This is a genomic window from Phytohabitans rumicis (assembly GCF_011764445.1).
GTDB lineage: Bacteria > Actinomycetota > Actinomycetes > Mycobacteriales > Micromonosporaceae > Phytohabitans > Phytohabitans rumicis.
In genome coordinates, this window is the sequence record NZ_BLPG01000001.1 from 1,956,350 (window position 1) to 1,977,558 (window position 21,209).

Below are 21,209 nucleotides of genomic sequence, written 5' to 3' on the forward strand. Positions count from 1 at the left end.
GCCCTTGATCGACGCGGAGAGCGGGCGCCGGCCGAGCGACGCGGGCCAAGCGCGGGCACGGGCGGAGGTTAGTCCTCGGGCCAGGCGTCTATGAGGAGGTCGCGTGTGTCGGTGAGGAGTTGGGGGAGGACCTTGGTTTGGCCGACCACGGGCATGAAGTTGCTGTCGCCGCCCCACCGGGGCACGACGTGTTGGTGCAGGTGGGCGGCGATGCCGGCGCCGGCGACCGAGCCCTGGTTCATCCCGATGTTGAAGCCGTGCGCGCCGCTGACCTGCCGGATCACCCGCATCGCCGTCTGCGTGAAGTGCGCCAGCTCGGCCGTCTCATCCGCGTCGATGTCGGTGTAGTCGGGCAGGTGCCGGTACGGGCACACGAGCAGGTGCCCCGGGTTGTACGGGTACAGGTTGAGCACCGCGTAGACGAGCTTGCCCCGGGCGACCACCAGGCTGCCGTCCTCCAGGGTCGGAGCGACGCAGAAGGGGCACCCGGGCGGCTGGTTCTGCCCGGCGATGTACGTCATCCGATGCGGCGTCCACAGCCGCTCCAACCCGTCCGTCACACCCTGATCCTATGGGGCTGACGGACCTTCATTCGTGCGCGAGTTGACGATCTCGATCACGTGCGCCACGGCCTCCGCCAGCGGTACGCCGTTGCGCTGCGACCCGTCCCGGTACCGGAACGACACCGTGCCCGCCTCGACGTCCGCGTCCCCGGCGATGGCCATGAACGGGATCTTCTGCTGCTGCGCCGTACGGATCTTCTTCTGCATCCGGTCGTCGGAGGTGTCCACCTCCGCCCGGATGCCCGCGTCCCGGAGCGTCGAGACGAAGTCGGCCAGGTACGCGGCGTGGTCGTCGCGGATCGGGATGCCCACCACCTGCACCGGCGCCAGCCAGGCCGGGAACGCGCCGGCGTAGTGCTCGGTCAGGACACCGAAGAACCGCTCGATCGACCCGAACAGCGCCCGGTGGATCATGATGGGCTGCTGCCGGGTGCCGTCCGACGCCTGGTACTCCAGCCCGAAGCGCTTCGGCTGGTTGAAGTCCAGCTGGATGGTCGACATCTGCCAGGTGCGCCCGATCGCGTCGCGCGCCTGCACGGAGATCTTCGGCCCGTAGAACGCCGCGCCGCCCGGGTCCGGCACCAGCTCCAGGCCGGAGTCCTCGGCGGCCTGCCGCAGCGTCTCGGTCGCCTCGGCCCACTCCTCGTCGGAGCCGATGAACTTCTCCGAGTCGCCCCGGGTGGACAGCTCCAGGTAGAAGTCCTCCAGGCCGTAGTCGCGCAGCAGGTCGAGCACGAACGCCAGCAGCGTGCGCAGCTCGCCGGGCATCTGCTCCTTGGTGCAGTAGATGTGCGAGTCGTCCATGGTCAGCCCGCGCACCCGGGTCAGCCCGTGCACGACGCCGGACTTCTCGTACCGGTACACCGTGCCGAACTCGAACAGCCGCAGCGGCAGCTCCCGGTACGACCGCCCGCGCGCCCGGAAGATCAGGTTGTGCATCGGGCAGTTCATCGCCTTGAGGTAGTACTGCGCGCCTTCCAGCTCCATCGGCGGGAACATGGTCTCCGCGTAGTACGGCAGGTGCCCCGACGTCTCGAACAGGTGCGCCTTGGTGATGTGCGGCGTGTTGACGAACTCGTACCCGGCCTGCTCGTGCCGGCGCCGCGAGTAGTTCTCCATCTCGCGCCGGATGATCCCACCCTTCGGGTGGAAGACCGGCAGGCCCGAGCCGATCTCGTCCGGGAACGAGAAGAGGTCCAGGTCCGCGCCCAGCTTGCGGTGGTCGCGGCGCGCGGCCTCTTCCAACAGCCGCTGGTACGCCTTGAGCGCGTCCCGGGTCGGCCAGGCCGTCCCGTAGACCCGCTGTAGCTGCGGGTTCTTCTCCGAGCCGCGCCAGTACGCCGCGGCGCTGCGCATCAGCTTGAACGCCCCGATCAGCCGGGTGTTCGGCAGGTGCGGCCCGCGGCACAGGTCGGACCAGCACACCTTGTCGGACGCCGCGTCCACGTTGTCGTAGATGGTGAGCTCGCCCGCGCCCACCTCCATGATCTCGGCGGAGTCGAAGCCGCCGGCGCCGGCCGTGCCGACCAGCTCCAGCTTGTACGGCTCGTCGGCCAGCTCGGACTGCGCCGCCGCGACGTTGTCGAAGCGCCGCCGGCGGAAGCGCTGCCCCGCCTTGACGATCTCCTGCATCCGCTTTTCGAGCTTGTCCAGGTCGTCCGGCTGGAACGGCCGCGGCACGTCGAAGTCGTAGTAGAACCCGTTGTCGATCGGCGGCCCGATGCCGAGCTTCGCCTCCGGGTACAGGTCCTGCACCGCCTGGGCGAGCACGTGCGCGGTGGAGTGGCGCAGCACGTTGAGCCCGTCCGGCTCGTCGATCGCCACCGGCGTCACGGTCACGTCCGCGTCCGGGGCCCAGTCAAGATCAAGCAGACGGCCCGCAGAGCCATCCGCTAGAAGTTCGCGTACCACGACGATGGCCTTGGGTCCCGCGACCGGAAGGCCGGCGGCGGACACCGCGTCGGCCGCCGTCGTCCCGGCCGGGACGACGAGGTCGGCCACGACAGGGGTACGGGGTGCGGACACGGCGATCTCCTCAGTGTGTTCAGCAGTCGGTAACCGCTGCCATGCTATAGAGCCGCGCCGGAAGTGCCGCGCAGCGGTAGATTGCCGGTGTGGCAGGCACCGATATGATCGCCGCGCTCCAGCGCCGCTACCAGGAATTCTTCGCCTCGCGACCGGCCGTGCCGTTCGCGGTGGCCGCGGTGGGCGGTGCGGCCCACCGGTTTGGCTCAGGGGACCCCCTCTTCACGATCACCGTCAAGGACACGCGCGGGGCGCGGGCGCTGACCGGGCTGGACCAGCTCGGCATCGCCGTGGCGTACCTACAAGGCTGGCTGGACGTCGACGGCGACCTGGTCGCGGCGCTCAAGATGCGCGAGTTCTTCAAGGACTTCCACCCGATCGCGTTCCTGTCCCGGTTCACCCCGGCGGCCCTGTGGCGGGGCCGCAAGGAGGACGACCGCCGGGCCATCTCGCACCACTACGACGAGGACTCGGAGTTCTTCCTGACGTTCCTCGACGAGCGGCACCGCTGCTACACCGAGGGCGTGTTCGCGGCCGACGACGAGCGGCTCGAGGACGCGATGACCCGCAAGATGGACCTCGCGATGGACGCGATCGGGGTCAAGCCCGGCGACCGGGTGCTGGAGGTGGGCGGCGGCTGGGGCGCGTTCTCCGAGCACGCCGCGCGGCGCGGGATCGACGTCACCACCACGACCCTGTCGAAGGAGTCCGAGCGCTACCTGACCGAGCTGTTCGCCCGGGAGAAACTCCCCGTGACGGTGGTCCGGCAGCACATCTTCGGCTACCGGAGCCCGCAGCCCTTCGACGCGATCGTCAACATGGGCGTCACCGAGCACCTGCCCGACTACCGCACCACGCTGCGCAAGTACGCCGAGTTGCTGCGCCCCGGCGGCCGCGTCTACCTCGACGCCCTCGCCATGCGCCGCAAGCACCTGGCCTCGACGTTCATGAAGCGCTACATCTACCCGGGCAACTCGGCGCCGCTGCTGCTGCACCAGTACCTGCGGCAGGTCTCCCGGTCGCCGTTCGAGCTGCTCAGCGTCGACGACGACCGGCACAACTACTTCCTGACCTGCCGGGAGTGGGCCAAGCGCCTGGACGGTGCCCGCGAGGAGATCGTGGCCCGCTGGGGCGAGCCGCTGTACCGCCGCTTCCGCCTGTTCCTGTGGGGCTCGGCGGCGGGCTTCGACACCGGCATGGTCCAGGCGTACCGCTGGGTCCTGCGCCTGCCGCCCGCCACCGCCTGATCGGTCGCCGCCCCCACCGGCGCTGGCCTGCCCCCGCCGGCCGGCCGACGCCGCCGGCGGCGTCGGCGCGTCGATCAAGGACTTCCTCGCCGATCAAGGGCGAACGGTCGTGCTTTGATCTCCAAACCACGACCGTTTGCCCTTGATCGACGCGCAAAGCCTTGATCGGCGCGGGCCGCGCGGAGACCGGGCCGCGCGGAGACCGGGCCGCGCGGAGACCGGGCCGCGCGGAGACCGGGCCGCGCGGAGACCGGGCCGCGCGGAGACCGGGCCGCGCGGAGACCGGGCCGCGCGGAGACCGGGCCGCGCGGAGACCGGGCCGCGCGGAGACCGGGCCGCGCGGAGACCGCCACGCGAGGGCGGCGGCGGGCGAGGGCGGCGGCGCGGGGTTAGTCGGCGGCGAGCAGGTCCAAGGCGAGCGCGGCCGTCCAGCTGAAGGCGGCCGCGCCGATCCCGGCGCCGTCGATCGGGTCGAAGTACTCGTAGCAGCCGCCCCGGCGGATCACGTCGAGCATCGCGGTGCGCAGGGTGCCGGCCGCCGCCGCGTGCCCGTGCGTCCGCAGGCCGCGCCACAGCAGCCAGTTCACATTGATCCAGACCGGGCCGCGCCAGTACCGCAGCCGGTCGAAGTCCGGCGCCGTGCGGTCGTACGAGGGCACCGGCGGGCCGGCGTACCCGAACCGGCCCGAACCAGCCTCGGCCAGCAACGCGGCCACCCGGTCCTCGGGCAGCCCGGGGAGGATCAGCGGCAGCAGGCCGCTGACGCAGCGGGCCGGGGTCAGCTCCCCGGTGCGTACGTCGCGGGCGTGGAACATGCCCGTCGCCGGGTCGAGGAGCCGGTCGAGCAGCGCCTTGGTGATGTGCTCGGCCCGGTCCCGGTGCGGCGCCGGGTCGGCGCCGACCACCTCGGCGATGTCGGCGAGGGCGTGCTCGGCGGCGCCCAGGATCGCGTTGAACGCCGGGCACTCCACCAGGAACAGGTGCCGCTGCGCCAGCCCGGCGTCGGCGTACCCGCTGTCCCGGTACGCGGCGGCGAGCGCGATGTACCGGGCGTAGTCGGTGTCGGTGGGCCGGTGCGAGGAGTCCGCGACGTTGGTGTCCTGCCGGCGGTGGCGCCGCAGCAGGCTCAGGTCGGCCGGCACCGCGGCGAGCGCCCGGTCCCAGGCGGGGCTGTTGTCCAGGCCCGACTCCCACGGGTGCACGATGCTGGCCAGGCCCGCTCCGCCCACGTCGCGCGCGCCGAACAGGTACTCCTGCTGGCGGACCAGCCGCGGGTAGAGCCAGGTCAGCTCCGCGCGGGCGGCCGGGCGGTCGGTCGCCCGCCGGTAGACCTCCCACGCGGCGACGGCGTGCACCGGCGGCTGGACGATGCCGGTGGTCAGCCCGGCGAGCCGGCCGGGCACCGGCGGGGCGTCCCAGAACGCCGGGCCGGGAAAGTAGTCGCGCTCGGAGACGTTCGGGTCGAACACGATGTGCGGCACCCGGCCGTCGGCCCACTGCGCGGCGAAGAGGCTGCGCAGATCCCACCAGGCCCGCTCGGGCGCGTGGTGCGCCAGACCCACCGCGATGAACGCGGCGTCCCAGCTCCACTGGTGCGGATACAGGGCCCGGGACGGCACCGTGTGGTCCCGTTCCCAGTTGGCGTCGAGGACCTCCGCGGCGCGTTGCCGCAGGTCGGCCTCTGTCAGCGCGGCGCCGGCCTGCGGGGCCGGCGTCGGGGGTACGTGGGTGGCGCGGTTCACTCGGACCATGCTGGCAGGTACCCCCTGGCTGGCCAGATATGGCACGCCGCCATCCCGATTATCGGTACGAAGGGGGATCAGCAAAGCCCGCTTTGTCCACATACTGCGAAACCGGAAAGGACGCCGCCTTGCCAAGGGCAGTACCGTCTTCGCATGGCCACCGTGCTCCTGGTCGAGGATGACCATGTCGTGCGCGGCGCGATGCTGCGTTCGCTGGCCGACCGAGGGCATGCCGTGCACGCGGTCGGGACGGCGCTCGACGCGCTGCGCCGGGTCGCTTCGGAGACCCCTGACCTCGTAGTACTCGACCTCGGCCTGCCCGATCTGGACGGCGCCGACGCGCTGCGGATGCTGCGCGGCATCACCGACATCCCGATCATCATCGCCACCGCCCGCGACGACGAGCAGGCGATCGTCCGGCTGTTACGGGCCGGTGCCGACGACTACATGGTCAAGCCGTTCACCGGTGCCCACCTGGACGCGCGCATCACCAGCGTGCTGCGCCGCGCCGGCCGGGCCAGCCGTACCGTGCAGCCGGCCGTACACGAGGTCGGCGGCCTGAAGGTCGACGTCGGCGAGCGCAGCGCGCAACTGGACGGCGTACCCCTGGCATTGACCCGCAAGGAATTCGATCTGCTGGCCTATCTGGCGGCGCGACCCGGCCGCGTAGTTTCTCGCCGGGAGCTGTTGGAGGAGGTATGGCGGCAACCGTCGGTAGGCGAGGACCAGACCATCGACGTGCATCTGTACTGGCTACGCCGCAAGCTGGGCGAGTCCGCGGCGAAGCCTCGCTACCTGCGCACCGTGCGGGGGGTCGGCTTCCGGCTGGTGGCACCGGACTAAGGCAGGCCCACGCGTACGTCACCGCCGCCCTCACCACCATCGCGGCGCTGGCCTTCATGATCCCGCTCGGGCTGGAGCAGCGGGCCGACGCCCGCGACGAGGCCATCGCCGAGGCGCAGCGCCGCAGCGCCACGGTCGCGGGCGCGCTCACCGTCGCGTCCGGCAACGACGTGGTACGCCGTGCCGTGCAGGCCGCCGGACCCGGTGGGCAGGCTCCCGTCGTACACGGGATGGATGCCGCGACCGACGGCGCGAAAGCGACGCCGGAGGACGTGGCGGAGGCGGCCAGCGGCACCAAGTCGGTCGTCAACGACGTGGACGGCGGCGTGGTCTACCTGCAGCCGGTACGACTACAGAGCGCCACCGCGGTGATCGAGGTGTTCGTGCCCGCGGGCGACCTCGGCGGCGCCAACTGGTGGCTGCTGATCGGCCTCACCCTGGGCCTGGTGATCGCGTCGGTGATCGTGGTGGACCGGCTGGCCTCGGTGGCGGTCGGGTCGGCGCGGTCGCTGGTGCAGGCCGCGATGGCGGTCGGCGACGGCGACCTGGCCGTACGCGTGCAGCCCAGCGGCCCGCGCGAGCTGGCCGAGGCCGGCTTCGCGTTCAACCGGATGGCGGACAAGCTGGTCACCTCGCGCAGCAACGAGCGCGAACTCGTCGCCGACCTCTCGCACCGGCTGCGCACCCCGCTGACCGTGCTGCGGCTGGACGCCGACGCCCTGGACTCGGACGACACGAGCGTGGGCCAGTTCAGCGCCGCCGAACTGGACCGGCGCCGCACCATCCGGCGGATCCGGCAGGCGATCGTCACCCTCGAAGGCGAGGTCGACGTGCTCATCAAGACCAGCCGCAAGGTGGTCGAGCAGGCGGCCGAGCCCGAAGAGAGCGTGTGCGACGCCAGCGAGGTGGTCCGCGACCGGATGGTCTTCTGGTCCGCGCTGGCCAGCGACCAGCAGCGCCCCAACCAGGTGCTCGGCGCGCACACCCGGATCCCGGTCCCGCTACCACGCGCCGAACTGGCCGCGGCGCTGGACGCCGTGCTGGGCAACGTGTTCCGCTACACGCCGCAGGGCGCCGCGTTCGAGGTGGCGATCTCGCGCCGGGACGGCTACGTGGCGCTGCGCGTCGACGACGCCGGCCCCGGCATCGCCAACCCCGACCGGGCGCTTGCCCGGGGCATGAGCGACCGCGGCTCGACCGGCCTCGGCCTCGACATCGCCCGCCGGGCGGCCCAGCAGGCACGCGGCTCGGTCAGCATCGACCGGGCCCAGCTCGGCGGCGCCAGCGTCATCATGCTGCTCGCCGACGCCGAGGCCACCCCACGCACGGTCAGCCGCTTCGGCCTGGTGGGCCGGCTAGCTAGGGAGCCTGGATCCCGGCGGTGGCCGCGGCAGCGGTCCAATCCGTAGCTGGGCGCGGAGCGATCAGATACGGATTGGACCGCTGTCCGGGGCCGAAGCGAGCGAAGCGAGCCAGCAGGCACAGCCACGGCAGCGGTCCACAGGAGACCGATAAGTCTTCCTTAGGTCTGAGTTAACGGGGCGTAGTCGGCGCCGGCAGGGTGGCAGCATGGTCATCGATCCCATCCGGTTCCATCGGACCACCGCCCGCAGTATGTCCACCCACCCCGGTCCGGTGGGGCTCTTGCGCGCGCGGCGGGAAACGGTCCCCCAACCCAGATCCCGCCGCGCGCCCACCCCTGTGAGGAGGTCACCCGCGGTGGAGGCGGACCAGGAGGAGCGCACCCGCTCCATTCCGAGGCGCCGCCTCATCCGCTGGGCCGCCATCATCGCGGGCGTGATCCTGGCCGTACTGGCCTGCTGGCAAGACCCCCTCTACGCCATCTAACGGCCGCGCCGAGCCCTCCCCGTTGATCAGGGACCAGCTCCGCGTGTCGTCGGCGTGCCGGGAGAGCCGCTCCCTGATCACCGCCGGTGCGTCGAACGCGCGCAGGAGCGGCGAGGGCGCAGACTCCTCCCACCGAGCGTCGATCAAGGATTTGCGCGTCGATCAAGGGCAAACGGTCGTGGTTTAGAGATCAAAGCACGACCGTTTGCCCTTGATCGACGCGGAGACCTTTGATCGGCGCGAAGACGGCGCGAAGACGGCGCGGACCGGCGCGAACAGCGCGGATCGACGCGGACCAGCGCGGGCGCGACGGGGGCGGGGCGCCTAGCCGCCGTACGCGTCGATTTCGGCGGCGAGCCGGGACTGCTCCGCCGGCCCGAGGAACGACGCCGCCACCGCGTCCTTCGCCAGCCCGGCCACCCCGGCCTCGTCCAGCCCCAGCAGCCGGGCCGCCACCGCGTACTCGTCGTTGAGCGTGGTGCCGAACATGGGCGGGTCGTCGGAGTTGACCGTCACCAGGACGCCGGCGTCGCGCAGCACCGGCAGCGGGTGCTCGTCGAGCGACGCGACCGCTCGGGTGCGTACGTTGGAGGTCGGGCACACCTCCAGCGGGATCCGGTGCTCGGCCAGGTACGCCATCAGCGCGGGATCCTGCGCCGCCGCGATGCCGTGCCCGATCCGCTCGGCGCCCAGTTCCCGGATCGCGTCCCAGATGGTTGCCGGGCCGGTCGTCTCCCCCGCGTGCGGCACCGAGCGCAGCCCCGCCGCCCGCGCCTTGTCGAAGTACGGCTTGAACTGCGGCCGCGGCACCCCGATCTCCGGGCCGCCGAGGCCGAAGCTGACCAGCCCGTCCGGCCGTTCGTCCAGCGCGATCCGCAGCGTCTCCTCGGCCGCCGGCAGCCCCGCCTCGCCCGGGATGTCGAAGCACCACCGCAGCACGATGCCCAGCTCCCGTTCGGCGTGCACGCGGGCGTCCTCGATCGCCGCGCAGAACTCCGGCGCCGGGATCCCGCGCTTCACGTGGGAGTACGGCGTGACGGTGAGCTCCGCGTACCGCACCTGTTGGCGGGCCAGCTCGCGGGCCACCTCGAAGGTCAGGATCCGCACGTCCTCCGGCTCGCGGATCAGATCGACCACGCTGAGGTAGATCTCCACGAAGTGGGCGAAGTCCCGAAACACGAAGTACTCCGCGATCGCCGCCGGGTCGGCCGGCACCGGCGTACGGCCCTCGTGGCGGGCGGCCAGCTCGGCCACGATCCGCGGCGAGGCCGACCCGACGTGGTGCACGTGCAGCTCGACCTTGGGCAGCCCGGCGATGAACGTCTCCACGAGGAGACCCCCTTTAGGTACGCGCGACGAAGAAGACCCGCCGGAACGGGAACGCCACGACGCTACCGCGCGCGGGATACGCGAGGGCCAGGCGCGCGCCGAGCGTGGCCCGGAACACGGCCCACTCGTCGGCGTCCAGTGCCGCCCGCACCGGCCGCAGCGCGGTCCCCTCCATCCAGGTCAGCACCGGGTGGTCCGCACCCGCCACGAACGGCAACTGATGCACGTACGTGGTCTCCCAGGCGTCGACCGTGCACCCGGCGTCGGCCAGCAGTGCGGCGTAGCCCACCGGGTCGAGGACCGGATCGTCCCGAAGCAGCGATCGCGCGGCGACCTCGCGCAGCGCCCGGTGCGACGGCGCGTCGAAGTTGCCGGGCACCTGCACGGCCAGCCATGCCCCCGTGGGCAGCTCGGCCGCCCAGCGCACCAGCAGGCCCTCGTGCCCGGGCACCCACTGCAGGGCCGCGTTGGACACGACCACGTCCACGTCCGGCTCCGGGGTCCAGTCGCGCAGGTCGCCCACCGAAAATCCCACCGGGTACGCCTCAGCCGATGCCTTTTCGATCATCTCCGCCGAGGAGTCGATGCCCCGTACCCGGGCGTCGGGCCAGCGCTGGGCGAGCGTGGCGGTGAGGTTGCCGGGCCCGCAGCCGAGGTCGACGACGGCGCGCGGCCGGTCCGCCCCGACGCGGGCCACCAGGTCGTAGAACGGTCGCGACCGCTCGTCCCCGTACCGCAGATACGTGCTCGGATCCCACATGAGTCCCCCAAACCGTACGTACGTCTTGCTAACCATACCGCTAGTGTGGGCCCGTGGAGAAGCGGAATTTCGGCCGGCTGGCTGCAGCCGCGCCCGCGGCACCATCGGGGGCAAGCGCCGCACACGCGGACGCAGCATCATTAGGCCGCGACGCGGGCGTGATCGGACTCGGCGCCTGGCAGCTCGGCGCGGACTGGGGCGAGGTGAGCGAGGACGCGGCGTTCGCGACGCTCGCGGCCGCGGTCGAGTCCGGCGTCACGTTCATCGACACCGCCGACGTGTACGGCGACGGCCGCAGCGAGCAGCTCATCGGCCGGTTCCTGCGCCAGCACGGCGGGGACCTGTTCGTCGCCACCAAGATGGGCCGGCGCGTGCCGCAGGAGCCCTCGGCGTACACGCTGGACAACTTCCGGGCCTGGAACGACCGGTCCCGCACCAACCTCGGCGTCGACACGCTCGACCTGGTGCAGCTGCACTGCCCGCCCACGCCCGTGTACCACACCGGGGCGGTCTTCGACGCGCTGGACACCCTGGTGCAGGAGAAGCGCATCGCCGCGTACGGGGTGAGCGTGGAGACCTGCGACGAGGCGCTCGCCGCCATCGCCCGCCCCGGCGTGGCCAGCGTCCAGATCATCCTGAACGCCCTGCGCCTCAAGCCGCTGGAGCAGGTCCTGCCCGCCGCGGCCGCCGCCGGCGTGGGCATCATCGCCCGGGTGCCACTGGCCAGCGGGCTGCTCTCCGGCCGGTACGACGAGAACACCCGGTTCGCCGCGGACGACCACCGCAACTACAACCGGCACGGCGAGTCGTTCGACGTGGGCGAGACCTTCTCCGGCGTCGACTACGCCACCGGCCTGTCCGCCGTACGCCGCCTCAAGCCGCTGGTGCCGGCCGGCGAGACGATGGCCCAGTTCGCGCTGCGCTGGATCGTCGACCAGCCCGCCGTGACCGTGGTGATCCCCGGCGCGCGCAACCCCGAGCAGGCCCACGCGAACGCCTCGGCCGCCGCGCTCGCACCGTTGCCGCCCGAGGCGCACGCCACGGTCACCGCCGTGTACGACGAGCTCGTCCGCCCCCAGGTGCACCACCGGTGGTGACCTCGTGAAGGCGTGGCTGCCGCTGGCCCTCGGGCTGCTCGCCGTCGTGGTGGGCTGCGTCTGGACCCTGCAGGGCCTGGGCTACCTGACCGGCAGCGTGATGACCGACGTGACCGCGTGGGCCATCGCCGGCCCCATCGTCGGCGTGCTCGGCCTGATCCTCATCGCCATCGGCCTCCGCGCCCGCCGAAAGCAGTGAGGGAGCGAGCTGGCGCGGCGACGTTTCCCTGTGGCGTCGCGCCCCCGTGACCACCACGGACCCCGCCGCCACAGGGAGACGTCGCCCTAAAGCGCCGCGCGAGCGATCCGAACCATCAAACACAGCGCGAGCGATCGAACCCATCAACACAGCGTCGAGCCCCCGCATACAGGGCAGGATGCGGGGGCTCGACGGACTGAGGATCAGATGGGGCGGACCTGCTCAGCCTGCGGGCCCTTCTGGCCCTGCGCGATCTCGAACTCCACCCGCTGGTTCTCCTCCAGCGTCCGGTAGCCGCTGGTCTGGATCGCCGAGAAGTGGACGAAGACGTCGGAACCCCCGCCGTCAACGGTGATGAAGCCGAAGCCCTTGTCTGCGTTGAACCACTTCACGGTTCCCTGCGCCATGCTGTATCTCCTTCTAAAACTGGCGGCCGAGCACACCGTGCGGCCGATTGGCCGTTTTCGAGCAGCGGCGCCTGAGCCGGCCCCCGATGAAGGAGTCTTCCCAACCACGCCATCTCTCAACAGCGTGGACCAGCAAACCACGTACGCAAAAACTTCGCACAGCTTACCCGACGATTTTCTCCGACATGTGACCTGATCCAGCGTTAAATTGGGTCCGCTTTAGCCGGATACGGGTCAATGCGGCCACTTGCCGGTGAGGCTGCGGACCCCTGCGGCGCCGCCCCGGTCGACCGCGGCCTTCACCACGGCGAAGATCGCGCCCTGGAGCGCGGCGGCCGCCAGGACCTCGCCCCACCCGCGTTCCTCGTCGGTGGCGTCGGGGGCGTCGTCGTCGCCAGCGGCCACCTTCCAGACCTGCTTGAAGATGACGCCGGCCAGCAAACCGGCACCGATCCCCAGCAGCATCCCGACCGGCTTATAAGCGACCTTTCCCATCAATCCACTCACTTTCACCGGCGCCTCCGCCGGATCATCAGCAACACGACAACGGCCACGAGGGCGCCGGTCACCATGGAGGCGGCGGCGGCCAACGGTACGGGGTGCGCGCGGGCGCTTTCGACGCGGTGCGCGGCGGAACGGCGTACCCGGGCCTTGACATCGGCCTTGGCGGCGAGCGCCTGGACCGTTTCGCCGAGATCGGCGCGCGTCCGCTGGATCTCCGCCCGCAAAGCCTGGGTGTCGACCTTCCCGTTGACAGTGGCCATCACAACCGCCCGCCGTTCGTGCCGTGCGACCGCACGGCCGTGGTCACCGCGTCGAGGTCGGCGCGCAGGCCCGAGGCGGCCGCCTCGGGCATCGGCGGCACCGCCCGGCTGACCTGCCCCTTGCCCACCAGCGCGAGCACGGCCGCGATGATGAAGAGCGCGCCGGCCACGATCAGCGCGGCCGCCCACGCCGGCAGGACCAGGTCCAGGAGCAGCACGCCCCCGGCGACCAGCGCCCCGACGCCGTAGAACGCCAGTGCGCCCCCGCCGCCGAACAGGCCCAGCCCGACCCCGGCGTGCTTGGCCTTGTCGGTGAGCTCGGCCTTGGCGAGCGTCAGCTCGTCGCGGACCAGCAGGGAAATCTGTTCGCTGGCGCGTTGCACCAACTCGGCGGTGGACTGCTCGGCGACCGGCCGAGCCGGAGCGCGTTCGAGAACATCGGCCATGGCGTCCTCCTTCACCCCATTACCGGGACTATGCCCAGCCTAGGAGTACGCCAACCCTTGCGCCCTATGTTCTTGATCGGTCCGCCGGGCCCTCGAAGTCGGCCGCTCGGGCCTCGCCCTCCTGGCTGCCGCCGAAGACCCGCGCGTCGTGGTCCGGCTCGCCCTCCACGGGCGCCTCGCGCAGCGGCTTGGACCACTGCCACACGAGCTGGTTGGCGCCGTCGCCGACCTCCGCGCGCAGGCGCGGCAGCGCGGTCGGGTGCTGCTCGCGGATCCACCCGACCAGGTGCTCGCGGACCAGGCAGCGCAGGTCCCAGAGGGTCGGCGCGTCCACGGCGCTGACCAGCGCCCGGATCCGGACCATGCCGCCGACCGCGTCGGTGACCTGCAGGACGCACACCCGGCCGTCCCACAGCTGGGTGCCCTCCATCAGGCGGCGCAGCTCCTCGCGCATGGCCTGGACCGGCACCGCCCAGTCCACGTCGAGCTCCGCGGTGCCCAGCACCGCCGCCCGGGTCCGGGTCCAGTTTTGGAACGGCTTGGAGGTGAAGTACGTCGTCGGCATGATCAACCGGCGGTCGTCCCAGATCTGCACCACCACGTACGTGAGGGTCAGCTCCTCGATGCGGCCCCACTCGTTCTCGACGACCACCACGTCGTCCAGGCGCAGCGCGTCGCTGAAGGTGAGCTGGAGCCCGGCGAACACGTTGCTCAGCGTGCTCTGCGCGGCCAACCCGGCCAGCACACCGATGATCCCCGCGGAGGCCAGCAGGCTGGCGCCCACGGCCCGGACGTGCGGAAACGTCATCAGCATCACGCCGAACGTGATCACGACGATCGCCGCGACCGTCACCCTGCGCAGCATCACCACCTGGGTGTGCAGCTTCCGGGCCCGCCGGTTGTCGGGCACGTCGGTGCGGAAGCGGTCCAGCGCCACGTCCTCGACGACCAGCATGAGCGCGCCCACCAGCCAGGCGAACGCGCCGATCACGGCCAGGACCAGCAGGTGTACGACGGCCGTCCGCCCCGCGAAGTCCCCCACCGCGCTGCGGACGGCTACCTCGGCCGCCAGCAGCGACGCCGCCACCTGGAACGGCCGGTGGGCGTGATCGGACAGCTCCCGTAGGAGAATCGAGTGCCGGCCGAGCCGGCGGATGACCCGGTGCACCACCTCGACCGCGCCGAGGGCGACCGCCGCGGCGCCGAGCGTCGCAGCGATCGCCCACAGCAGGGTCTCCACAGGTATGCCCCCTACCGGGCTATCTTGACCACCACCTGGTCGTCGTTGACGCTCTCCAGGGTCACGTTCAGCCCGCTGACGTCGGTGCCCTGCTGGCCGACGGTCAGCGTCAGCTGCTCCCCGGCCACCTCCACGGTCACCTTGTCGCCGTCGACGCCGACCAGCTTCGCGTCCACGCCGAGGACGCTGGCGTTCGCCTCCACGCCCCGGTCGAACGTCACCGTGCACGCGTCGAGGCCGCAGTCCGTGGACGCCCCCTCGGAGCTGCAGCCGGACAGGACGGTCACTGCGAGGGCCAGGCCAATCGCCACGCGGGCGGTCAGTCGCTTCGTCACCCGGCCAGGGTACGCGTGGATCACCACCCCCGCAGGTTCAAACGGCGTGCTCGGGTGCCGGCAGGTCGTCGAACGGGAACAGCCGCGCGAACGCGGGCCAGGTCACGGTGATGCGTACCCGATCCTGGGCGACCGCGGGCGCCGGCTCGACGACGAGGCCGGCGATCTCGCCCAGCTGGGTGAGCGCCCGCCGGATCTCCTCGACCGGCATGCGCAGCGCGCCGGCCAGCGCGCCGATGTCGGTCTCGACCAGGCGGCGCCGCCAGCGCGGGCGGCTGTGCTCGGCCAGCTCCCGCACGGTGATCGCGACCAGCACGGTGCGGTCGTCCTGCTGGGCCCGGTGCTCGTTGACGACCTCCTCGCCGACCAGCGGCAGGACGTCGACCGGGTTCTGATCGAGCCGGGGCAGCAGCCACTCACCGTCCATCTCGAACAGTCCGAACCCGACCAGACAGGCCAGCAGCTCGTCCAGGGTGTGCGGCACCGGCAGCCCGCGCCGGAGGCACATCTCGGTGAAGAGCTCGACCCGGGCCGCCCGCACCCGCACCACCCGGTCGTAGTGGTCCCGGGCGTGCAGCTCGGCGTGGTCGGCCTCGCGGCGTGGGTGGTAGCGCTGCGCCTGGACGACCCAGTCGTCGACCGACCCGGGGTCACACCAGACCGGTTTGTCCCACGGCAGCATTGACCACGCCGAGCGGCGGAACCGCTCCTGATCGGGCACGACCGTCAGAAAAGCGAACGAACACGGCAGCCAGCGGATCCACGAAGGCACCATCACGGCGCGCTGCCAATCGGTGGCCACGAATGGACGATAGTGCAACTCCGCGTATCCGTGGGGGCACACTCCGCTGTGGACAGTGGTCAGGCCGTCCGTCCGGCGAGGACCTCGGCGGCCGCCTGCCCGCACGCCCGGGTCGCCCCGAACGTCGCCACGTGCACCGCACCCACCACCTTCTCCGCCACGCCCATCTCCACCACCACCGCGTCCGGCCGGGCGGCCAGCGCCGACGCCACCGCGCGCGCCATCCAGTCGTACCGGTGTAGGTCGCGCACGACAAGCACGAGCGGCCGCCCGTCAGCCGCAAGGATGAATCCGTCGGCCTCCGCCGACAGCCGCGTGGCCGTCGTGCCCGGCAGCAGAGCCAGCAGGGGTACGGCGACGCCCCACGGCGTCTCCGGCCCGATCGCCATGTTGAGGGGCGGCTCGAACTCCACGACGTGCGGCGGCGCGGCGAGCGGCAGGCCGGTGCCGATGACCCGTACCGCTCGCCGCGCCGCCGCCAGGCCGACCGGGGCCCCGCCCGGTCGGTCCGGCATCGCGGCGGCCCGCGCCTGGGCGGTCCACGCGGCGAGCTGCTCGACCCGCTTGGCCGCCTCGGCGAGCCGCTCCTCCGGCAGCGCCCCCGAGGTCACCGCCTCGACGATCGCGGCGCGCAGCCGGCTCGCCGTACCCTCGTCGGCGTGGTCGCCCCCGACGCAGATGGCGTCCACGCCCGCGGCGAGCGACTGGACCGCGGCCCCTTCCAGGCCGTAGCGGCGGGTGAGCGCGCGCATCTCGATGCCGTCGGTGATCACCGCGCCGGGAAAGCCGAGCTCGTCGCGGAGCAGATCGGTCACGACCGCGCGGCTCAGCGTCGCCGGCCGGTACGGGTCGACCGCCGGCACGAGCAGGTGACCCGTCATGATCGCCTGGACCCCGGCGGCGATCGCCGCGCGAAACGGCGGCAATTCCCGCACGTCCAGCTCCGCCCGCGACGATCCGATCCGGGGTACGTCGATGTGCGAGTCGACGCTCGTGTCCCCGTGCCCCGGGAAGTGCTTGGCGCAGGCGGCCACCCCGGCGGACTGCAGCCCGGTGATCCAGGCGGCGGTGTGCCGGGCCACCAGATCCGGGTCGGCCCCGAACGCGCGCACGCCGATCACCGGGTTGTCCGGGTTGACGTTGACGTCGGCGTCCGGCGCGTAGTCCAGCGTGATGCCCGCCTGCGCCAGGTCGTGGCCCAGGTCGCGGGCGACCGCCTCGGTCAGCGCCACGTCGTCGACCGCACCGAGCGCCAGGTTGCCCGGACGCGAGCTGCCCTGCCGCGTCTCGAACCGGGTGACGTCGCCGGCCTCCTCGTCGATCGCCACGATCACGTCCGGCCGCTCGGCGCGCAGCGCGGCGGTCAGGGCGGCCACCTGCGCGGGGTTCTCGACGTTGCGCCCGAAGAGCGCCACCCCACCGAGCCCTTCGCCCAGCCAGCGACGGACCCACGGCGGCGGTGACGTGCCCTCGAAGCCCGGCTGCAACACCGCGCCGGCGAGGCGAACCAGGTCGCGGCCAGCTTCGGACATGAGACCCCCCGGAATTCCATAGTGGACGGTGGACCGTAAGGGCCCCCCGGTGCGCGTACGTCATGGTGACACCCGTAACCCGAAATAGTCAACAAACCTTCCAGTTTCCCGAACCCCTCCCCTTGATCGGCGCGCCGGGGCCACCGGGGGGCGCTTGAATCTCGACAGCGCGTGCGACAGTGCCAGGATGGATGCGCTGTACGTCGCCGCGGTGCACGCCGCCGAGGACCGGAGCTGGTTCGACATCCCCGCCGTACGCGTGGTGGGCGCCATCCTCGGCGCACTCCTGCTCCTCGCCGCGATCCGTTCCATGTTCGGCAAGGGGAGATGACCGTTTAAGGAACATCTGTGGAAGACGGTGCCTTTCTGTGACTGTTACGCCGGGTGCGGCTGGAGTAACGTGACCGCCGGTACGAACAGCGCTGCTCCCCCAGCCAAAGAGGCAGATACACGTGGACCTCGAAACCTCAACCCGCCAGCTCGCCACCGGCCTGGCCCGCGTGGCGGTCGCCGTCCACGTGGCCGAGGGACCGTCGGCGAAGTTGGAGCGCACCATCGCCCAACAACAAGTGCTCCTCCTGCTCAGCCGCCGCAGCGAGATCTACCCGCTCGCCGACCTGTCCGCCGACCTCAACATGACCACCCAGGCGACCATGGCGGCCGTGTCGACGCTCGCCCGCGAGGGCCTGGTCACGGTCGACCCGTCCCCGTCGTACGCGCCGCACTCGGTGCGGGTGGCGCTGACGGCGCAGGGGCGCGTCCAGTCCCCCGAGCTGCTCAACTGGGCCGCCGACCTGCTCGCCGAGTTGCACAACCTCGACCACGAGGGGCAGTACCAGCTGCTCGGCGTGGTCAGTGACCACATCCGGCGGATGCAGCGCGAGGGCCAGATCCCGGTCACCAAGATGTGCGTGACGTGCCGGTTCTTCGACGGGTACGCGCATCCCGGCACCGAGGAGCCACACCACTGCTGGCTGATCGACAAGCCGTTCGGCCACCAGCATCTGCGGGTGCGCTGCCCGGAGGGTCAGCCCGGCGAGGGACCCACCAGGCCGGAGGCATAACCGCCCGCCCGGCGGGGCAAGATGGCGGGGCCATGATGCTGCCGCTGTTCCTCTCCCGCCGGGTGCGCCGCGCCGCGCGTACCCAATTTGGCTGGCGTCGCCTGCGACCCGGCCAGCTCGGTCCGATGAAGGCCGTGCTGCGCCGCCGCGACGCGCTCGTCGTCCTGCCGACCGGCGGCGGCAAGTCCGCCGTCTACCAGGTGCCGGCGACGCTGCTGCCCGGACCCACGGTGGTGATCTCCCCGCTGCTCGCCCTGCAGCAGGACCAGATCGCCGCGCTCAACAACCGACCCGGCATGCACGCCGTCCGGGTCAGCTCCGCCGAGACGCCCGGCCAGCGGGCCGCGGCCCTGGAAGCGTTGCGCCGCGGCGAGGCCCGGTTCCTGTTCATCACCCCGGAGCAGCTCGCCCAGCCGGAGCGGCTGGCCGAGGTGCGCGCCCTGAAGCCGAGCCTGGTCGCGGTCGACGAGGCGCACTGCATCTCCTCCTGGGGGTACGACTTCCGCCCCGACTACCTAGCGCTCGGTCACTTCATCGACGGGCTGGGCCGGCCTCCCGTCCTCGCGCTCACCGCCACGGCCTCCCCGCCGGTCCGCGACGACATCACCGCCCGGCTCCGCCTGCGCGACCCGCTCGTCGTGGTGTCCGGGCTGGACCGGTCCAACCTCTTCCTCGAGGTGGCCCACTGCCCCGACGAGGACTACCGCTGGCGCCGCCTCGTCGCGCTGCTCCGAGCGGACACCGGGCCCGGCATCGTGTACGTCCCGACCCGGCGCGCCGCCGAGGAGCTGGGCGAGCGGCTGTCCGCGGCCGGGTTCGGGGCGCAGGCGTACCACGGCGGGATGGCCGCGGGCATGCGGGAGAAGCGGCACCGGGACTTCCTCGCGGGCAAGGTGCCGGTCATGGTCGCCACGTCGGCGTTCGGGATGGGCATCGACAAGCCGGACATCCGGTGGGTGGCGCACATGGCGCTGCCGGACTCGCCGGACAGCTACCAGCAGGAGATCGGGCGCGCCGGGCGGGACGGCGACCCGGCGCGGGCGCTGCTGCTGTGGCGGGCCGAGGACGTGGCGCTGCAGCGGTTCTTCACCGGCGGCGCGCCGGACGAGAAGGAGCTGCGCGACCTGGCCGCCGTGCTGCGCACCGGCCCGCTGAGCCGCACCGCGCTGCGCGACCGCACCGGGCTGGGCACCCGCCGGCTCGGCCAGCTGCTCGGCCTGCTGGAGGAGGTCGGCGCGGCGGTGCCGGCCGGACCGCACAAGCTCACCGCGCCCCCGTACGCGCCGATCCCCGCCGAGGCGGCCCGCGCCGCGCTGGCCGAGGTGGAGCGGCAGCAGGCCCTGCAGCGCTCGCGCACCGACATGATGCGGGCGTTCGCCGAACGCCGCTCGTGCCGCGGCCAGGCGCTGCTCGCGTACTTCGGCGAGCACCTCAGCAAGCCCTGCGGGCACTGCGACAACTGCGCCGCCGGGCGCGCGCACCGCTCCAACGGCGCCGGGCCGTTTCCGCTGCACAGCACGGTACGGCACGCGGAGTGGGGCCTCGGCATGGTGCTGGCGTACGAGGCGGACCGGATGACGGTTCTGTTCGACGACGTCGGGTACAAGACCCTATCGGTGCCGGTCGTCCGGGCCCAGGGATTGCTGTCTACCCTGAGCGGGGTCGACCGCTGAGGAAAGAGGCGAGCACGTGACGGAACAACCGGTGTACTCGACGCTCGGGTTCTCCGACGAGGAGTGGGGGCTGCTGGTCGGCCTGCCGCAGTCGGTCCTCATCGCGGCCAGCGCCGCCGAGTCGGACGGCACCCGCCGCACGCACGCCGAGAACGCGGCGGGCCTTTCAGCAATCGCCGCCGGCCGGGAGGGCGCGAGCCCGCTCGTCGCCGCGGTCGCGCTGGAGGTCGTCGCGCGGGTGGGCGACCCGGAGGCCGGCGAGGAACTGCCCGCGATCGCGCCGAGCGACCCCGAGGCGTACACCGCCGACGTGCTCAAGCGGGCCGGCGAGGCGGCCACCCTGCTGCACGGCAAGGTCAGCGCGGGCGAGGCCGGGGCGTACGCGCACTGGCTGGTCAGCGTCGCCGAGCAGGTGGTCACCGCGGCGCCCAGCGGCGGCCTGCTGGGCCTCGGCGGCGACCTGGTGACTGAGCCGGAGCGCCGGTTCCGCGACGAGCTCGCCAAGGTCCTGAACGACTAACTCCAGATGACGAGCTCGACCGGGTGGGTGTGCTCGGTGAAGGGCCCGCCGCCGAGCAGGGCGCGCAGGTCCCGCTCGAAGTCGGCCAGCCGCTCGCCGAACAGGTGCGGCGCGGCGTTCGACAGCGAGAAGACGGCGGCTACCACCTCGTCCGTGGAGCGTTCGACGGCCGTGTCGCCGCCGACCACCAGCCGCGCCGGGCCGCGGTAGCCGGCGGCCCGCATGACGTCCTCCTCCCCGCCCAGGGTGCCGCCGGGCAGGAGGCCCTGCCCGGCCCGCCGCACCGGCCCGAGGTAGCGGGCGATCAGGGCGTCGATCTCGTCGTACGGCGGCGCGCCCGCCTGGACCCGGCCGCGGTGCGTGATGGCGCCGACGTGCACCCAGGCGCCGCCGGCCTCGAGCATCGGCCGGACCAGGCCCGCGACCCGCTGCCGGTCCATCCAGTGGAACGACTGCGCGAACGTCACCACCCGGAACGTGCCCAGGTCGCCGGGCAGCTCCTCGGCCCGCATCCGGCGCCACGTCACGCCAGGGACGGCCGGCGCGGCGGCGAGCATCCCGGCGTCCGCGTCGATCCCGACCGTTGCCGCGAACAGCGGCGCCAGCAGCCGCGTCAGCGACCCCGGTCCGCAGCCCACGTCCAGCAACCGTCCGGTGCCGTCCAGCCCCAGCTCGCGCCGGAGCGCGTCGGCCACCTCTTGCGGGTACGGCATGCGGCCCACCGCGTAGTACGGGGCGCTGCCGGCGTACAGGGTCTCGTCCACGCGACGGTA

The 21,209-nt window shown here is 72.3% G+C and carries 24 protein-coding genes; 10 read left to right on the forward strand and 14 right to left on the reverse strand.

The genetic code is table 11. The annotated features are described in order from the left end of the window. Positions 1-68 precede the first annotated feature (68 nt). Together Prum_RS08260 and thrS are read right to left on the reverse strand one after the other, a co-directional pair. Entirely contained in the window at positions 69-521 is a 453-nt protein-coding gene (locus tag Prum_RS08260) for an HIT family protein (RefSeq protein WP_173083530.1), read from the reverse strand. A 48-nt stretch (positions 522-569) separates the two neighbouring features. Continuing rightward, a complete protein-coding gene (gene thrS, locus Prum_RS08265; protein WP_173075346.1) occupies positions 570-2,588 on the reverse strand; it encodes a threonine--tRNA ligase in 2,019 nt (672 codons plus the stop codon). Between the two features lie 89 nt (positions 2,589-2,677). On the opposite strand from thrS, the gene Prum_RS08270 reads away from it, so the two are divergent. Next, complete coding sequence (locus Prum_RS08270; protein WP_246277740.1) at positions 2,678-3,835, forward strand: class I SAM-dependent methyltransferase; 1,158 nt, start codon at positions 2,678-2,680, stop codon at positions 3,833-3,835. A gap of 389 nt (positions 3,836-4,224) precedes the next feature. Here Prum_RS08270 and Prum_RS08275 read toward each other — a convergent pair whose 3' ends face one another. Then, a complete protein-coding gene (locus tag Prum_RS08275) occupies positions 4,225-5,577 on the reverse strand; it encodes an MGH1-like glycoside hydrolase domain-containing protein (protein ID WP_371871203.1) in 1,353 nt (450 codons plus the stop codon). A gap of 153 nt (positions 5,578-5,730) precedes the next feature. Here Prum_RS08275 and Prum_RS08280 point away from each other — a divergent pair, with 153 nt between their 5' ends. From Prum_RS08280 to Prum_RS53665, 3 genes are all read left to right on the forward strand, one after another. After that, positions 5,731-6,420: a response regulator transcription factor gene (locus tag Prum_RS08280; protein ID WP_173075350.1), complete on the forward strand. Its 690-nt coding sequence runs from the start codon at positions 5,731-5,733 to the stop codon at positions 6,418-6,420. Positions 6,421-6,476: 56 nt separating this feature from the next. After that, complete coding sequence (locus tag Prum_RS08285) at positions 6,477-7,829, forward strand: sensor histidine kinase (protein WP_173075352.1); 1,353 nt, start codon at positions 6,477-6,479, stop codon at positions 7,827-7,829. Positions 7,830-8,139: 310 nt separating this feature from the next. Next, a complete protein-coding gene (locus tag Prum_RS53665) occupies positions 8,140-8,268 on the forward strand; it encodes a hypothetical protein (RefSeq protein WP_281368868.1) in 129 nt (42 codons plus the stop codon). Between the two features lie 324 nt (positions 8,269-8,592). Here the strand turns inward: Prum_RS53665 and Prum_RS08290 are convergent, their stop codons facing one another. Together Prum_RS08290 and Prum_RS08295 are read right to left on the reverse strand one after the other, a co-directional pair. Next, positions 8,593-9,597 carry an adenosine deaminase gene (locus tag Prum_RS08290; protein ID WP_173075354.1) on the reverse strand — a complete coding sequence of 335 codons (1,005 nt, stop codon included), beginning with the start codon at positions 9,595-9,597 and terminating at the stop codon, positions 8,593-8,595. 13 nt (positions 9,598-9,610) lie between these two features. Next, a complete protein-coding gene (locus tag Prum_RS08295; RefSeq protein WP_173083534.1) occupies positions 9,611-10,357 on the reverse strand; it encodes a trans-aconitate 2-methyltransferase in 747 nt (248 codons plus the stop codon). 158 nt (positions 10,358-10,515) lie between these two features. On the opposite strand from Prum_RS08295, the gene Prum_RS08300 reads away from it, so the two are divergent. Both Prum_RS08300 and Prum_RS08305 read left to right on the forward strand, forming a co-directional pair. Next, positions 10,516-11,454 (forward strand): aldo/keto reductase, encoded by a 939-nt coding sequence (locus Prum_RS08300; RefSeq protein WP_246277741.1) that lies wholly within the window; start codon positions 10,516-10,518, stop codon positions 11,452-11,454. A gap of 4 nt (positions 11,455-11,458) precedes the next feature. Next, positions 11,459-11,653 carry a hypothetical protein gene (locus Prum_RS08305; RefSeq protein ID WP_173075356.1) on the forward strand — a complete coding sequence of 65 codons (195 nt, stop codon included), beginning with the start codon at positions 11,459-11,461 and terminating at the stop codon, positions 11,651-11,653. A gap of 203 nt (positions 11,654-11,856) precedes the next feature. Here Prum_RS08305 and Prum_RS08310 read toward each other — a convergent pair whose 3' ends face one another. The 8 genes from Prum_RS08310 to Prum_RS08345 all read right to left on the reverse strand — a co-directional run bounded on the left by Prum_RS08310 (position 11,857) and on the right by Prum_RS08345 (position 17,179). Beyond that, positions 11,857-12,060, reverse strand: a complete 204-nt coding sequence (locus Prum_RS08310) for a cold-shock protein (protein ID WP_173033499.1) — start codon at positions 12,058-12,060, stop codon at positions 11,857-11,859. A gap of 234 nt (positions 12,061-12,294) precedes the next feature. Beyond that, positions 12,295-12,567 (reverse strand): DUF4235 domain-containing protein, encoded by a 273-nt coding sequence (locus Prum_RS08315; protein WP_173083538.1) that lies wholly within the window; start codon positions 12,565-12,567, stop codon positions 12,295-12,297. 2 nt (positions 12,568-12,569) lie between these two features. After that, a complete protein-coding gene (locus Prum_RS08320) occupies positions 12,570-12,824 on the reverse strand; it encodes a DUF3618 domain-containing protein (RefSeq protein WP_173075357.1) in 255 nt (84 codons plus the stop codon). Beyond that, positions 12,824-13,270: a phage holin family protein gene (locus tag Prum_RS08325; RefSeq protein WP_173075359.1), complete on the reverse strand. Its 447-nt coding sequence runs from the start codon at positions 13,268-13,270 to the stop codon at positions 12,824-12,826. Before Prum_RS08325 ends, Prum_RS08320 begins: the two co-directional genes overlap by 1 nt. A 64-nt stretch (positions 13,271-13,334) precedes the next feature. After that, on the reverse strand, positions 13,335-14,510 hold the full coding sequence (locus tag Prum_RS08330; protein WP_173075361.1) for a mechanosensitive ion channel family protein: 1,176 nt from the start codon (positions 14,508-14,510) through the stop codon (positions 13,335-13,337). Between the two features lie 11 nt (positions 14,511-14,521). Continuing rightward, complete coding sequence (locus Prum_RS08335) at positions 14,522-14,845, reverse strand: hypothetical protein (RefSeq protein ID WP_246277742.1); 324 nt, start codon at positions 14,843-14,845, stop codon at positions 14,522-14,524. Positions 14,846-14,882: 37 nt separating this feature from the next. Continuing rightward, positions 14,883-15,647 carry a DUF6042 family protein gene (locus Prum_RS08340; protein WP_173075364.1) on the reverse strand — a complete coding sequence of 255 codons (765 nt, stop codon included), beginning with the start codon at positions 15,645-15,647 and terminating at the stop codon, positions 14,883-14,885. A 59-nt stretch (positions 15,648-15,706) separates the two neighbouring features. Continuing rightward, positions 15,707-17,179 carry a glycoside hydrolase family 3 protein gene (locus Prum_RS08345; RefSeq protein WP_173075366.1) on the reverse strand — a complete coding sequence of 491 codons (1,473 nt, stop codon included), beginning with the start codon at positions 17,177-17,179 and terminating at the stop codon, positions 15,707-15,709. Positions 17,180-17,366: 187 nt separating this feature from the next. On the opposite strand from Prum_RS08345, the gene Prum_RS08350 reads away from it, so the two are divergent. The 4 genes from Prum_RS08350 to Prum_RS08365 all read left to right on the forward strand — a co-directional run bounded on the left by Prum_RS08350 (position 17,367) and on the right by Prum_RS08365 (position 20,436). Then, positions 17,367-17,510, forward strand: a complete 144-nt coding sequence (locus Prum_RS08350; protein ID WP_173075368.1) for a hypothetical protein — start codon at positions 17,367-17,369, stop codon at positions 17,508-17,510. 121 nt (positions 17,511-17,631) lie between these two features. Next, the gene (locus Prum_RS08355; protein ID WP_173075370.1) at positions 17,632-18,243 is read left to right on the forward strand and encodes a winged helix DNA-binding protein; all 612 of its coding nucleotides are present in this window, start codon (positions 17,632-17,634) and stop codon (positions 18,241-18,243) included. A 32-nt stretch (positions 18,244-18,275) separates the two neighbouring features. After that, positions 18,276-19,916 (forward strand): RecQ family ATP-dependent DNA helicase, encoded by a 1,641-nt coding sequence (locus Prum_RS08360; protein ID WP_173075372.1) that lies wholly within the window; start codon positions 18,276-18,278, stop codon positions 19,914-19,916. A 16-nt stretch (positions 19,917-19,932) separates the two neighbouring features. Continuing rightward, complete coding sequence (locus tag Prum_RS08365) at positions 19,933-20,436, forward strand: hypothetical protein (RefSeq protein WP_173075374.1); 504 nt, start codon at positions 19,933-19,935, stop codon at positions 20,434-20,436. Here the strand turns inward: Prum_RS08365 and Prum_RS08370 are convergent. After that, positions 20,433-21,200, reverse strand: coding sequence for a class I SAM-dependent methyltransferase (locus Prum_RS08370; protein ID WP_246277743.1), 768 nt, complete (start codon positions 21,198-21,200; stop codon positions 20,433-20,435). The genes Prum_RS08365 and Prum_RS08370 overlap by 4 nt on opposite strands. Positions 21,201-21,209: the final 9 nt, after the last annotated feature.